10 protein-coding genes and 5 pseudogenes are annotated in these 14,948 nt (G+C 34.1%); 8 read left to right on the top strand and 7 right to left on the bottom strand.

Annotated elements, in window-relative coordinates; all coding sequences use genetic code 11:
* The first annotated feature begins 10 nt into the window (after nucleotides 1-10).
* Nucleotides 11-1,438, top strand: a complete 1,428-nt coding sequence (locus ABWU36_RS02450; RefSeq protein ID WP_353272955.1) for a sensor histidine kinase — start codon at nucleotides 11-13, stop codon at nucleotides 1,436-1,438.
* A gap of 279 nt (nucleotides 1,439-1,717) precedes the next feature.
* Nucleotides 1,718-2,676: pseudogene (locus tag ABWU36_RS02445) on the top strand (IS630 family transposase).
* A gap of 127 nt (nucleotides 2,677-2,803) precedes the next feature.
* Here ABWU36_RS02445 and ABWU36_RS02440 read toward each other — a convergent pair.
* Entirely contained in the window at nucleotides 2,804-4,465 is a 1,662-nt protein-coding gene (locus ABWU36_RS02440) for an ankyrin repeat domain-containing protein (protein ID WP_353272954.1), read from the bottom strand.
* Nucleotides 4,466-4,606: 141 nt separating this feature from the next.
* Between ABWU36_RS02440 and ABWU36_RS02435 the strand changes: the two genes are divergently transcribed.
* From ABWU36_RS02435 to ABWU36_RS02410, 6 genes and pseudogenes are all read left to right on the top strand, one after another.
* Entirely contained in the window at nucleotides 4,607-5,794 is a 1,188-nt protein-coding gene (locus ABWU36_RS02435) for an MFS transporter (protein ID WP_253307243.1), read from the top strand.
* A 60-nt stretch (nucleotides 5,795-5,854) separates the two neighbouring features.
* Nucleotides 5,855-6,160: an integration host factor subunit alpha gene (locus ABWU36_RS02430; RefSeq protein WP_253307244.1), complete on the top strand. Its 306-nt coding sequence runs from the start codon at nucleotides 5,855-5,857 to the stop codon at nucleotides 6,158-6,160.
* Nucleotides 6,160-6,495, top strand: a complete 336-nt coding sequence (locus ABWU36_RS02425; RefSeq protein ID WP_253307245.1) for a MerR family transcriptional regulator — start codon at nucleotides 6,160-6,162, stop codon at nucleotides 6,493-6,495. Before ABWU36_RS02430 ends, ABWU36_RS02425 begins: the two co-directional genes overlap by 1 nt.
* Nucleotides 6,496-6,548: 53 nt before the next feature.
* The gene (locus ABWU36_RS02420) at nucleotides 6,549-7,154 is read left to right on the top strand and encodes a murein hydrolase activator EnvC family protein (RefSeq protein ID WP_253310003.1); all 606 of its coding nucleotides are present in this window, start codon (nucleotides 6,549-6,551) and stop codon (nucleotides 7,152-7,154) included.
* Between the two features lie 12 nt (nucleotides 7,155-7,166).
* Nucleotides 7,167-9,674 (top strand): leucine--tRNA ligase, encoded by a 2,508-nt coding sequence (gene leuS, locus ABWU36_RS02415; RefSeq protein ID WP_264688065.1) that lies wholly within the window; start codon nucleotides 7,167-7,169, stop codon nucleotides 9,672-9,674.
* 217 nt (nucleotides 9,675-9,891) lie between these two features.
* Nucleotides 9,892-10,276 (top strand): annotated as a pseudogene (locus ABWU36_RS02410) (transposase).
* A gap of 18 nt (nucleotides 10,277-10,294) precedes the next feature.
* Here ABWU36_RS02410 and ABWU36_RS02405 read toward each other — a convergent pair.
* The 6 genes and pseudogenes from ABWU36_RS02405 to ABWU36_RS02380 all read right to left on the bottom strand — a co-directional run.
* A pseudogene (locus ABWU36_RS02405) lies at nucleotides 10,295-10,642 on the bottom strand (IS110 family transposase); the annotation flags it as partial.
* Between the two features lie 301 nt (nucleotides 10,643-10,943).
* Entirely contained in the window at nucleotides 10,944-12,023 is a 1,080-nt protein-coding gene (gene recF, locus ABWU36_RS02400) for a DNA replication/repair protein RecF (protein ID WP_264328634.1), read from the bottom strand.
* Between the two features lie 16 nt (nucleotides 12,024-12,039).
* Nucleotides 12,040-12,507, bottom strand: a complete 468-nt coding sequence (bcp, locus tag ABWU36_RS02395; RefSeq protein ID WP_264688477.1) for a thioredoxin-dependent thiol peroxidase — start codon at nucleotides 12,505-12,507, stop codon at nucleotides 12,040-12,042.
* A 302-nt stretch (nucleotides 12,508-12,809) separates the two neighbouring features.
* Nucleotides 12,810-13,025, bottom strand: a pseudogene (locus ABWU36_RS02390) (PD-(D/E)XK nuclease family transposase); the annotation flags it as partial.
* 9 nt (nucleotides 13,026-13,034) lie between these two features.
* Nucleotides 13,035-13,364 (bottom strand): annotated as a pseudogene (locus ABWU36_RS02385) (ankyrin repeat domain-containing protein); the annotation flags it as partial.
* A 382-nt stretch (nucleotides 13,365-13,746) separates the two neighbouring features.
* Entirely contained in the window at nucleotides 13,747-14,829 is a 1,083-nt protein-coding gene (locus ABWU36_RS02380) for an RDD family protein (RefSeq protein WP_341816322.1), read from the bottom strand.
* Between the last annotated feature and the right edge of the window lie 119 nt (nucleotides 14,830-14,948).

The raw sequence follows: 14,948 nt of genomic DNA, 5'->3' as shown, positions 1-14,948 counted from the left end.
TAAGAAGAATATGTATAAGCTAGGTAAATCAATGTTTTCTGCGCTGGAGAAAAACAAATACACAAAAGTTATTGCATTACTCTCATCGATCTTTATGATTTTATTCAGTGTGATATATTGTAATTATTTACTAAGGAGTAATTTCCTTTCTTCTTACCGTGATTCAAGTGTAAACTTAAAAAGTATACTGGAAAATGGCATAATAAAAAAATACCATTATTTACTAATAGAAAAGCATCACATTAAATACAAAAATTTTGACTACATAAACCAACTGGTAAAACTGCGTGCTGAATTATTACAATCAGTGAGCAAAGTAAAGGATTTCAGCTTAATACTGTATGATCAAAACAGCAGAATAATATTCAGTAATTTTAACACTCAAGATTATGATTATGAACAGTTACTTACAAATGATGAAATTGATGAACTATTAAGTAACCAAGAAATATTTTATACTACAGGAAATACATTAACTTCTATTTTTCCTATATTCCATGAAAATAGCGTTAAACCTTCGTTTTTTTTGAAGATTCTTCGAAACTACAATAATTCTTATGTTATAGCATATGGCCTATTTTTAACATTTTTGGGCTTATTGTTAATAATTTTAATATTAATAATGTTCTATTTGCAATTTTCTAATACCCAAATGCTAGCCAAGCAACATAAAACTAACATTGAATTACAGCAGATAAAAGAGGCATTAGAGCAAGAAAATGCAAATAAGCTAAAATTTTTTGCAAGCGTTACACATGAATTACGCACACCTCTTAATGCTATTATTGGATTTGCGGAGTTGATCAAAAATGAAACTTTAGGTTCAATGGATAACTCTCAATACAAGGAGTATGCAGACGATATATATAATGCAGGAACACACTTACTTACCTTAATTAATGATGTGTTAGATTTTTCAAAAGCTGAATCAAGTAGTTTAACAGTAGAAAAAGTGAAGTTTAACCTGAACAAAATAATAGATTCATGCGTAAATATGCTATTACCTAAATTAAAAGAAGCCGGGATTAATTTAAAAAAAGAGACGACTAATAAACAATTATTAGTCATTGCAGATCCTAAGAGAATGAAACAAGTTATAATAAATTTATTATCAAACTCAATCAAGTTTACTCCCAAAGATGGTTTAATAAGAATGGTGATAAAAGAAAATATAGAAAAAAACTTATTAACTATTGAGTTTCATGACAATGGAATAGGAATAATGCAGCAGGATATATATAAAGTTATGTCTGTTTTTGGCCAAGCAGATTCGGGATATAGAAATGAAGGTACGGGCATCGGATTACCGCTAAGCAAGAAATTAGTAGAGTTAATGGGTGGAACTTTCGACATTAAAAGTGAAGCAAAACTTGGTACTACGATAACATTGAACTTCTTTTATGAAGAACAAATATGTGAAGATTCGATTGATTTTTAATAGGATCTATTTGATATTGTCTTGAAAACCACACTTTATCAAAAGCAGCAAGCCGAGAAGGTAGGTACCGTCTGGCTAGTCAACAAGAAAATTATAAAAATTGAATCTCAAGCTGTATTGTAAAATCAAAAAATACTTCTAACTGTGTAGCGGTATACAGATTATAGTTAGTGGATATGTTGATAAGTAAATTAGTTATACCAATTCCCGCTATACAAGTAACGGATAGACAATAATGGAAAAAAGCCATACTGGAGTAAGTAAAATAGCGAGGTTTAAATGGCATTAAGATCAAAATTATTGGATGAAAAAGTGAGCAAAAGAAATGCTGAAGAAAGTAAGAAATAATGCATATGTTGCAAAAAAACTAAATGCTGTAATTGCAGCAAAAAAGCATAGTATAACAGCCGTAGCAAAAATATGTTGCATTTCAAGAAAGGCACTTACTGCATGACCTAAAATTTGGCAGAGAAGAAAAATTATTTGCTCCACCTCAACGCCGTAGAAAAACTATATTGAACCAAAGTCAACGTGAACAAGTTGAGGTGTGGATAGAGGAAAACCCCAATATTACTATAAAAGAAATGAAAATAAGAATTCAGGAAAGGTTTGGTTTAGCAAGTCTACAGTACACCGTAATATGCAAAGAATGAAATTCTCATATATCACACCAAGACCAGTGCATAACGGACAAGATAAAAGTAAACAAGAGGAGTTTAAAAAAAAAATCTTAATGAAACTATTGTCATGTATCCTGAAAAAGAGCTGTTTTTCTTCGATGAACCGCGGTTTGGCACACATTCAAAGATTGGACACGGGTGGTTTAAAAAAGGCATTAGGACACAGGTTAAGGTAAAACTAGGTAGGAAAATTTTTATCTCTATAGTGCACCAGAAATGGAGAGAGTTCTGGCTCAAACGTCAATACTGATTGTATGAATATATTCCTTGAGCAGATGTCACAATATTTAGGAACAAGGGAAGCATTTCTTATCATGGATTGTGCTAGTTGGCATAAGTCAAAAAATTTAAAGGTGCCTAAAAATATTGACATTATATACCTACCTCCATATTCACCTGACTGTTGAGAGGTTTTGGTTATACATAAAACAGAACATTTTGCGCAATAAAATCTATGATACAATTGCTCTGCTTGAGAGCGCTTTGTGCAAATTTATTGCCTCTCTTTCTCACTCCACAATTAAACAACTCTGCAATGCCTCTTATTTGATTCACTAATAATGAGAATTGGTATTAGAACAATTGGGGAGAAATCTTGATAGGTTAAAAGAACAAAACCCTAAGCCACGGAGTTTTATAAGTGAATCAGCTATATCTCAAGTTATTGATACTTTACATAAAGCAACTAAAAACCAGGCTGTTGGTTAGTACCGTTACAGATAGAAACATCGTAGAGCTTACTTGACACCATGTAAGCACCAACCCCGGCTATTAATGCAGACACAACTATTGCCAAAATGGGTAGTTGAACTGAATAACAGACCAAAGCTGTTGCTAGTGCAGCAACAATACCAACAGCAATTGCAATTTTTTGTTTTCTAGAAAATATTGGTGGCTCTTTTTGAGAATAAACACCAGAATTAAAAGTAGAACGTCCAGTTACCATAGGTTTTTTATCTGTGTAACTAGTATCACTTATCTCATTCCTGTTTTCTTTAGCAGCATTACCTTTTGATTTTTCCTTACCATGCTGTTTTACAGTATCCTGATCATCTTTATTAGGCTTTTGTGCAACATACTCTTCTGTTATGCTGTCTTCCTTTTTCTTTACTTCAGTCGGTGCACTACTAACTCTGGATTCACCCCAAAGCTCTTGTTTTATAGCCTCTGTGTTTTCCCTGATATAGCGAAATATTCTGTATGACAAGATTTGCGATTTTTGAGATGATAGGTCTTTGACTACAGGATTATCTTCAAAACAAGAAATAATCTTATCGAATAAGTCATAATATCTAAGAGAACCATCTTCAATCTCAATAACAGGCCATCCTGTTCCCTGAGAGAACTCTTGCTCAACCTCACCTTCAGCAATAGTACCTTTAATGACAAGCTTTATATCTGGTATTCCAAGTATTTGAGGTATCACTTTGCTGCAAACTTGAATGCCCATTACACCAATTAGACCATTTCCTGCTATAATATCAGCAAGTGATCTAAGATCTTTATTCTGTTCTACTACCTCAAATAACTTTCTGTGGTACTCTATTGAGTCCTTTTGCTTCTCTAAAAACTTTTGTATAGAGGTGACAAATTTCTTATCATTTATGTGATGACCATGAAACTGCACGTCAATAAGACCTTCAGGAGTCTTACTAAAATTGTTACTAGCATAAATATTAGCCCCATATTTTATAAAAAGTCCTATTAAGTCAGTAAGTTGTTTTTTGAAAGCTTGTTCTCTTATGTCAAATGATTGACGAATAAGCTGATGTAAAACAGTATTTTCTTTATTATCTACCACTTCATTAATGTTTGCTCCATTTTCTAATAGAAGTTTTGCTTCCTCTACATTAAGACTCTCATCAGAATAACGGCACGCTATAGATAACAGGGTTCTTGAATCTGTAGCACCATCGTCTATTGCATTTGGATCTGCTCCAGCGTCTAACAATAACTTTACTACTTCTTTATTATTGTCTCCTTCGGTGTAAACAGCTTCACTTAGTGGAGTACTATTGTAGCTATCTCTTACATTAAGATCAGCCCCTTTCTCTAATAGACGTTGAACCAATGGCATACATGCAGTTTCTTTTTCTCTGCAATTAATTGCGCTATGTAATAGCGTCGTCTCCGTAGTGCCATACAAACCACCAGATAACTTGAACTTAAAACTTGGATCAAATTGACTACTTCCCCACTCTTCATATATAGTACTAAGATTTTCTCTTAACTGATTTTTTATTTCCTCATAAATTTCAGCATGACCAACCCTACCGGAATTAATGTTATCACTTATTTTTGCAATGATATTATTAAACTCTTTGAATTGAGACTCACGTGGTGCCATATTAATCTAACCCTAGGATAAAATTATTTAATTGTACAATAAAGCTAAAGGAAGTCAAGTCCAGCACTTATTCAGGAAACAATAGCTTAAAAAGAGACTTAGTGTTAAATTTCTAATAGATTACTTATAAAAATAAATCTTATGGAAAGCAGAGCTAAGGCTTGGTTCATTTGGCTGATCAGTAACTTGGTTGTTATATTCAGCAATATTCAGATAGTTTATACTTTTATAAGTGTGAATCTTGAAAAAGAACTTGGACTTACAATCGCGCAAGTTGCGCTAGCTAACTCAGTATATACTTGGACTTTTGCTATCTTACAATTTTTTAGTGGGGCAACGTTTAATGTTTTTTCCAGTAAAAAAATTTATTTTTTCTCGTTATCAACTATGATCTTGGGGTTTTTTGTCCTTATTAATAGTGATAATTTTTCCCATTTGATTTTATCTCAAGTATTGATTGCAACTGGAGCATCATTTGGTTTTATTGGTGCTGCTCATACAAGTAGCATATGTTTTTCCGTTGCCCAATTTGGATTAATGTTTTCACTAGTGCAGACAATTTCAAGTCTTTCCGCTTTGGTGATTCAAATGTTGTTCTCTAGCTTGCTTGCCGAAGGTGCAGATTGGAAGAATCTGATTGTATGCATAATACTATTTGGTGTGTTGATATTTGTACTTACGCTTTTTTGTCCAAACACACTTCCAGAAAGCAGTTCAGAAGAATGCACAATAAAAAGCTCTATAAGAACAGTAATGTGCTCTGTACTCACAGTGCTAAAATTAAGAGATATCTGGATAACTTCAGTGGTGGGTGCTATTACTTTTGGAACATTTTTAGCACTGAATACCTTGTGGGCTCCAAGGTTACTGAGCAACTCAGAACTTGATGCAGTGGAGTCAGGTGTAGCAACCGCAATATTATGGCTTGGTCTTGCAGTTGGTGCTCCAATTGCAGATCGAATCTCAAATCTATTTAAAAATAGAAGGCATGTAATCTCTGCTTTTGCTCTGTTACAAGGTATTTCAATGATTATTTTGTTGTGCAGCCACTTAACAGTCCACGTTGTGTACTTTTGTATGTTAATGTTCGGGTTTTTTGCGGGAGGACATATGCTTAATTTTACTGTCGGCAGCGAGATTGTGAAACGAAAATACATTAGCACATCATCATCCATTATCAATGGGTTTATGTTTATTGTCAGCGGAATTATAGTGTCAATGCTAGCACTTTTTACAGATCATCAAATGGCGCTTTTTGCAATATTTGTAATGTTGGCAGTTGCTAGTATTTTAAATTATGCTACAGAAGAGACATACCCTAAAAAATAAAGTAGCTGAATCTCGAGTCGATTGCTATATTATATTTACGTATTGTAATATTTATCAATAATGGATCACGTTACAACAAAAGACACAACAGTAACTAAGGCAACGATAGCTGAAAATATAAACCAAGAAATAGGATTATCAAAGGAAGACTCTGCTTCGATAATAGATGATATATTGAACGAAATAAAGACAAGCTTGGTAAAGGATGGAATAGTAAAAATATCGTCATTTGGAACATTCTTGGTTAAGAAAAAGAAGGAAAGACCAGGAAATATACCAAATACATCAGAGAAAGTGATGATTCAGGCAAGAAATTCAATTTCTTTTAGGCCTTCAAAAATTATAAAAAAATTAATCAATAATTAATGAATAAGGAAAAATTATTTTATACGATTGGGGAAGTAGCTGAAGAGCTACATTTGGAACAGCATGTTTTAAGATTTTGGGAAGGTCAATTTCATCAAATTAAGCCTACAAAGCGTAAAGGAAGAAGGCTATATGATCTTAAGTGTATAGAGGCCATAAAGAAAGTAAAATACATGCTATATGATAAAGGATATACAATAAAAGGAGTGCAAAAAGAATTTGGTAATGATATAAAAGTCAATCTTGATCCAAAGAATTTGTTGCAAGAACTTACCGATTTGAGGGATTATTTAACTAGTAAAATAAATAACGAGGAAAGTAACGAACAGGCGTGAAACACTACGTCTCGCTAAAATTTTGGAGTTTTGTGAGAGTTGATATATCTAAAATGTGGCATATAGCTTCATTTCTTATATTATTAGCAATATTAATAGGCTGTGGCCTGCAAAAACCTGCACCTGTGCTGCTTAAAGGCGAAGAATTTTACGGAAAAAGAGAGCTGGAATATACAAGAGAGTACCATTTAATTAGGGAGCCTTTAATAAAAAAAGAAAATAGAAAAGCCATCATAAACAGGATATACAAAGATAACAATAATGCACAAAACGTGGGGGTAAATTGCAAATTTGTAATGCCAGTTAAAGGTACAGTTATTTCAGCTACCTCTTCTGATGAAATGTGTAAGGATGGCATAAAAATTGCTGCTCAAAATGGAACGAATGTAGTTGCCTCTGCACCCGGCAAAGTGGTATATGTAGGCAAAGGGCTGAGATGGTATGGAAATTTAATTATAGTAGAACACAAAGATAATTACATGACTGTGTACTCCTATTTAAAAAACATACATGTTGAAATTGGTGATAAAGTAAAGCAAGGTCAAGTGATTGGATCTGCAGGTAAATCAAGCACACAAGATAAAGATCCACAGATGTGTTTCACAATACGGCATAATGGCCAAGCGGTTGATCCTTTGATGCATGTGAACTGTAATTGAATTTGGATTTATATGAAATATGATTTTAAAAGTGTTGAAAAATTTTATCAAGATAAATGGGATTTTTCTGTAAGCAAGAATAGTGAACAAGAGAAATGTTACGTATTGGAGATGTTTCCATATCCATCCGGTAAAATTCATATGGGGCACTTACGTAACTATGCAATAGGGGATGTGATAGCGCGTTACAAGAGAGCTCGTGGATTTGAGGTTTTGCATCCAATTGGCTGGGATGCGTTTGGATTACCAGCTGAAAATGCAGCAAGGGACAATAATATTAGCCCTGAAACATGGACAAAAGAGAATATAGATAATATGCGTACACAGTTGAAATCTATAGGTCTTTCTTATAATTGGGAGCGTGAACTCTCCACATGTGAGCCTGATTACTACAAACACGAACAAAAATTTTTCCTGGATTTTTTAAAGCATGGGCTTGCCTATCGAAAAGAGTCATGGGTTAACTGGGATCCAGTGGACCAAACAGTGCTTGCAAATGAACAGGTGGTTGATGGAAAAGGGTGGCGATCAGGTGCAGTTGTTGAAAAACGTAAGTTGTCCCAATGGTTTTTAAAGATTACTGATTTCGCTGAAGACTTACTCAAGTGCCTGCAAAGTTTGAAAAATTGGCCAGAAAAAGTCAAAACAATGCAGGAGCGTTGGATAGGAAAATCTGAAGGAGCAACTATAGAGTTTGAAGTAGTTGGCTTAAATAAGAAATTGAAGGTTTTTACAACTTATCCTCATACTTTATTTGGGGCTTCTTTTTGTGCAGTGGCAGCAGAGCACCCTATTGTGCAGGATTTAAAAAATAAAGAAATACAGGACTTTATCGATAACATAAAAACAAATGGGGAGAATGATGAAAAAATAGGAGTTTACACCGGATTAAACGTTAAGCATCCATTTCTTGATAAGGAATTGCCGCTTTACATAGCGAATTTTGTGTTGATGGAATATGGGGAAGGTGCGATTTTTGGTTGCCCTGCACATGATCAGCGTGATTTTGAATTTGCACAGAAATATAATTTGCCGATTATTCCCGTTATTTCTTCAGCCCACTTAGGTGTCATTCCAGCGCGTGACGCTGGAATCCAGAATTCTTACAATGGATCCCAGTGTCGAAGCACTGGGATGACAAAGGAGGCGTATACTGGCGATGGGGTAATGTTCAATTCTGAATTCTTAAACGGATTAACGGTAAGTAGAGCAAAGGAAGTAATCATTAAAAAGCTCAAAGAAAAAGGGATAGGTGAGAAAACAACAAACTATCGTTTACATGATTGGGGAATTTCGAGACAACGTTATTGGGGATGCCCTATACCTATAATATATTGTAAAGATTGTGGAACTGTGCAAGTGCCAGAAAAAGACCTTCCTGTAGTTCTACCTGCAGATGTAGAATTTACAAGTGGTGGCAATCCGCTGGATAAGCACCCAACTTGGAAGTTCGTTGATTGCCCAAAATGTGGAAAGCAAGCAGAGCGTGAAACTGATACATTCGACACCTTTTTTGAGTCTTCCTGGTATTTTGCTGCATTCTGTAGTGAAGATAAATCAATAGACAAAGATGCATGTAATCGTTTTATGCCTGTTGATTATTATATAGGTGGGATAGAACATGCAATTCTGCATTTGCTTTACTCACGATTTTTCTGCCGTGCTTTAACCAAATGTGGCTATTTTGCTATTAAAGAGCCTTTCTCTACTTTAATCACTCAAGGAATGGTCTGCCATGCAACTTATAAAGACGAAAATGGTAAGTGGCTATTTCCCGCAGAAGCAAAAGAGTTGATTGCACAAGGAGCTAAGGTTCAAGTGGGCAAAGTTGAAAAAATGAGCAAGTCGAAAAAGAACACAGTTGATCCAAATTTTATCATAGAAAAGTATGGTGCTGATACTGCTCGCTTGTTTGTGTTGTCCGACACTCCTCCAGAAAAAGATATGGAATGGTCCGATGATGGCGTGGAAGGTTGTTCTCGTTATGTAAATAAATTGTGGCGTATGGTCATGCAGCTGAGACCTGTAAATATACACTATGATAATGAAAGTATTACGGGTGGACTTCTAGAGTACAGAAAAAAAATTCATAAACTCTTACACGGACTTACAGATGACTTGGAAAACTGCAGATTAAACTGTGTAGTGGCAAAATTTCGTGAGATGACGAACTTAATAGCTGAAATAGATGTAAAAACTGGAAAATCTCTTATTGATGAAGGTATATGTATACTAATCAGAGTAATTGAACCGTTCATGCCACATCTAGCTGAAAGCCTATGGCAAGAAATAGGAGGTCAACCTTGGCCAAAAGCTGATGAATCATTATTAGTTGACGATACGGTAACTATAGCAGTGCAAATCAATGGAAAATTACGCACAACAATAAAGGTAGCAATTAACTTACCTCAAGAAGAATTGAAGAAAATAGCGATAGACTCTGTGTCCAGTAAGATCGGTCAAAGCAAAGTTCGCACTGTATATGCTGTACCAAATAAGATAGTAAATATAGTTATATAAAAAATCCGAGTGTATCTGTTCAGGCAATGGCGTCAACTTAAGGGAAAATATCAGTGATAGTGTATAAAATTTCTCTCTAAAATTTTTACTATTAAATTACCCAAAAGCTGCAATAAACAGCACTTTTGTTTCTGTTTTATAGTATTTTCAAAAGCGAATGATAAAGGTATAATATATTCTATACTGAGAATATGCACGAGCTCCAAGAGGAGAAAAAATATATGCTGATGTTCCAGGAAAAAAGCGGGAAAGAGTGAGTATAATAGGTGGATGGATTAAAAAGAAGTTTATTGCACCAATGACCTTCACAGGAGGGTGTAATAAAGATGTATTTAATGTATGGTTAGAGCGAACCACAATTGCAGCGTAATACAACCATAGTTATGGATAATGCTACATTCCATAAAACTCCCAAAACAAAGTCATTAATAGAGTCTTTTGGCTGTCATTTGCTTTATCTTCCAGCATATTCACCTGATCTAAATCCGATAGAGCATTGTTGGCACATCATCAAAAGTCGCCTCAGACCTCTAATGCATCAATGTACAGACTTACACCTTTTAGTTGGTAATACCATTTTAGACGTTTATCATTCGTTTTAGAAAATACTATAACTGCTAACATTGTTTGCTTTTATGCCTTGCCTCAGGCAACATATCTTTGCTTAGAAAGAAAGCAATAGCTCTTGCATCATGCTTGTCTGTTTTGTGTATAGAGCGGCGCACAACTTCAAACTGTCCGGGAGCGACTATTACCACACGCTTAACGTAAGGTGAAACTGCATCATAAAAGAAACAGCTATTGCCTGTTGCTTCTATAGCCACTTTATCTGTTTCTTGAAGATTTTCGATAAAATTATCCAAGTCTTTTAAGCAAAACGTTTGAATATACTCTGGCTTCCCTTCTTGCAGATAACAAGCAGTAAAGCTATTAGTATAACTCCAATGTGACGCATTTTTTCCTCCAATTGCATATTTCAATATATCAGAGTACCGGTTGTTCCAAACTTCTATACGAGGTCATCACATTTTGTGAGCCTCGCCGGTGGCAGAATCTGGGTCACGAGGTCTTCTTCCTACACTCCATGTAAGAGAAGAAAGTGCCTCAAAAGAAGTACCAACCTGCCACCTATCCACTCTGAAAAGTTATTATCTTCTCTTGCTTTCAACCAAGCAATACTTATTCATATCATCTGGGTAAGGTCACAGTCATATAATAAAAGACCAAGGACGTAAGTATTTCTTTCCTTTTGCAGAAGAATATTGTCACTTATTTACTTAACAATTCAAAAAACTTGAAAGAATAAAGATAGCTATTGAAATTATCTTGATTTACATCAGTTATCCAAGTTTGACATTGAATACTTAACACTTCCTCTATTAACGCCTTTCTGTAATGTTTATCCAGATGAGACATTATATCATCAAGTAGAAGAAGTGGTGCCTTATTGTAATGAATACACCTTGCTTTTACACTGGATAAAATAATAGAAAGCAGTAATAACTTTTGTTCTCCAGTGGAGCACAGATTTATTGGTACGTTTCTTTTTTGACAAAAAACCCGAAAATTATCGTTATGCACACCAAGGGTTACTCTACCAGTCAATGAATCTTTTTCTCTGTTTTCCTTTAGACGATTCTGAAAATATTCTGCAGTATCGTCCAAAGTTAGCTGGCTGCTGAATTTCAAACTTGCCTTCGGAAAAAGCTTACTGGAATGGTTATCAATTGTATCTTGTAATATTTTTAAAACAGACGATCGCATATGTAAAATACTAACTGCATTAACGGCCATTATGTTTTCAAGACTAGAGAACCAGTTTTTGTTCAAAATGTTCTCCCTCAATAGTTTACTTCGCTCATGTTTAGCTTTTCTATATTTCATGTAGCAGCAAGTGTAATTTTCTTCAAACAGTGAAACTATACGGTCTAAAAATTTTAATCTGTCACTTGGAGAATTAAGAAGAACATAGTCCATTTGTGGAATCAGCCATATTACATTGGATATCTTATACAGAGATGAATAACTTGATTGCGTTTTTCCATCAATTTGTATTAGTTTCTTATCAAAACTCTTTGCGATACCAATTGAATTAAAATCCGTTCCATTAAAAAAATCATAGTGCACTACCCAATCTTCATTACTGAATCTATTTTGTATCTCACTGGCTTTTGCTTTTTTCATTCCATTGCTTTTAGCAAGCAACGAGATTGCTTCAAGTATATTAGTTTTACCAATACCATTTTCGCCAGTTATTACAACTGAGCTATCATCTGAATCCAGTTCAAAGTTTGAGTGGCTACGAAAATTATGTAATTTCAGCTTTTTTATGTAGCAATGGGTAGCCATTAACCTATTCTTTAGTTTACATTCTCCTTACTTCTTCCAGAACCTCATCAACATGCCCACTAACTTTTACATTTTTCCAGATCTTCACTACTTTACCTTTTTTATCTATTAAAAAAGTAGTGCGCTCTATTCCCATATACTTTTTGCCAAACATACTTTTCTCTACCCAAACACCATATTTTTCCAACATTTCAGCATTCTCATCAGAAACTAAGGAAAATGGCAGAGAATATTTTGCTTTGAAGTTAGCGTGGCGCTTAACACTATCTTTTGATACACCAATTATCACTGTGTCAAGGGAAGAAAAATCATCTATTTTATCTCTAAAGCCTTTTGCCTCCATCCTACAACCCGGAGTATCGTCTTTAGGATAAAAATAAAGAACTACATTTTTTTTATCAAAAAATTCACTCAATGATAAATTTTCACCAGAATCTGTTGGTAAGCTAAAATCAGGTGCATTATTTCCTACTGCTAATTCCATACCTTGCTCCATTAATAACACTTTTATGGTATTATAGTAATATGGTGCATTATTTCCTACTGCTAATTCCATACCTCGCTCCATTAATACCACTTCTGTGGTATTATAGTAGTATGGTACATTATTTCCTACTGTTAATTCCATACTTTGCTCCATTGATAACACTTTTATCTATAGTAGTATATTGTAGTCAGAGTATCAAATTTTATATATAGCTAACAGATAAGATTCTTGATGGGGGCTTATTGATAAGTTTCTGCCTTGTATCTTGTAAAAAGCATCTAATGCTTTAAGCTTAAGCATTGTAAGTCATGCTCATTAGTTTCCTCATCTCTTATAGTATTGCTAGATATATAATTGGATTTCTTAGGAAACAAAATACAATTTGAAATCGCAATAAAGAAGACCTTCTTTAAATTAGTGTATCTGCCAGACTGTCTTGAGTAAACTTTACCAGCATATGCTTGTGCGCGTTTTTCAAAGCCCTTGTCGCGAGCGAGCTGCATTTCGACCACAAATGCAGCCTTGTAGAGAGGAGTATCATCACCATTGGTCTTAGCATTAATATCAGCCCCTTTTTCTACAAAATATTTCACTGCATTTAAATTACCTTGCTTGGCAGCTAAGTGTAAAGATGTGTTGCTATATTCCTCTATAACTTGCTCTTTTCCTGTTTCAGTAGACAAAATTTGTTTGAGATCATCTATAAAATCTTTTAAATCTTCTATATCACCTAAAAGTTCCCTGGCTGTTTCTAGAGTTTTCTCCTGTCCACGTTTTGTAACTAAGTACCGATTGACTACCTGTAAACCACGCTTCCAACCCAGTTTATCTACCAGCCGATATGCACGATACATAAGGACTACTGAGTAATATATACCTCTTCCCATATCTCGCTTTGAACGACTAAGTTTAACTGTATCATCTATTAGCCCACTTACCCCTACATCACTAATTTTATCACTAAGACTTTTTTGCTTTAAAGTGCTAGACCGTAACAACTGAATGGTATTATATCTTGTAGCTATTTTACCAGTTAACTGTTGCTGACCTATAAACATTTCACCCCCCTTAAGTGTAATTAGAAATTACCCTCACTGTAAAACTAAATGGTCGTAAACAATTTATGTAAATACTAAGTATAGCCTTGCTTATAACACGGATATTTTTAGTGTCAACAACTTTTTAAGTAAATTTTATACAGATCAGAAATTGAATAGAAAAAACAAAACACGTAAATTAGCCTGTAGGTTTATTTATCACTATTACTTCTGCTTTCTTTTTTACAGCTACTGTTTTTGCAATTTTATCATGAAAAAACTGCTTTCGTTTGTCAAATATTGCAGATACAAAAATTAGTATTATAGCTGTAAAAATTAAGTCTGATAAAGGTTCAGGCCACCATTTAGAAGTATACTTATCAAAAAATAATATATCCATAATGAATAAAGAACTCAATATGAAGCTAATAACTTCAAGAGAAACATACCTAATTGTTGCTTGCATTAGAGTAATATTGTTAAGTGTATTTGCATCTTTTATACGGATACAGCATAACAATTGCCCTAGAGTACCACTAAATCTTCTTGTTATGAATATTCCGAATACTATTGATAGCAAAAAAAATAAGCAAATGTATATGATTAATAGTTGAGATTTAGCAGGGTGAAAAATTATTTTTACAAAAGGAAAATAGACTAAAGAAATTCCCATAATAATAAGACGGTCAATAATATATGCTATAGCACGCCTAGTTATTCCCACATATACATAGTTTAATCTTGGATAGCATTCTTCAGACTTATGATCCATTACTACTGTTTTTGCAATTTTGTCGTAGAAAAGCTGCTTACGTTGATCAAATATTGCAGGTATTAGGATCAATATTGGTAAAATTAAAAACCACTCAGAAATATAGAGAGGTACAAACAAAAATGCCTTGAGAGTGCTTCTCATCACTACTTGCATTAAAGCAGCGTTTTTAAGTGTGCTTGCATCTTTTATGTATATACCAAGTAGCAATTTTCCTGGAGTCCAACCAAGTCTTGTTATCATTAATACTTCTAATGCTATATATACTAAACTTTCTAGTAATGTACCTAAGTCTTCTAATATTTCATATCGTTCTGATATAAGGCCTGTATCAATGTCAGGATCAAGAAAGAAATAATTAAAAAAGTTGGCAAGGAATTCTTCTGGTAATATAAATAAAATTAATGAAAGAAACGATGAACAGCAGACTAGGAATATCGTTTGGTCAACTATATATGCTGCAACGCGTTTATTAATTCCCGCATAGTTATCCATTTTTGTATCCAACACGATTGCCTAACATACCATACTAGCAGTTAAATAATAGTAAAATTGTACTCCTTGTCTTCTTCTTGCTTTCAACCAAGCAACTGGGTAAGTTGATCTATTTCATTTATTGGCACAATTTG

Source organism: Wolbachia endosymbiont (group A) of Portevinia maculata (assembly GCF_964028525.1).
In the GTDB taxonomy this organism is placed as follows: domain Bacteria; phylum Pseudomonadota; class Alphaproteobacteria; order Rickettsiales; family Anaplasmataceae; genus Wolbachia.
This window is presented reverse-complemented; position numbering and strand designations above follow the sequence as displayed.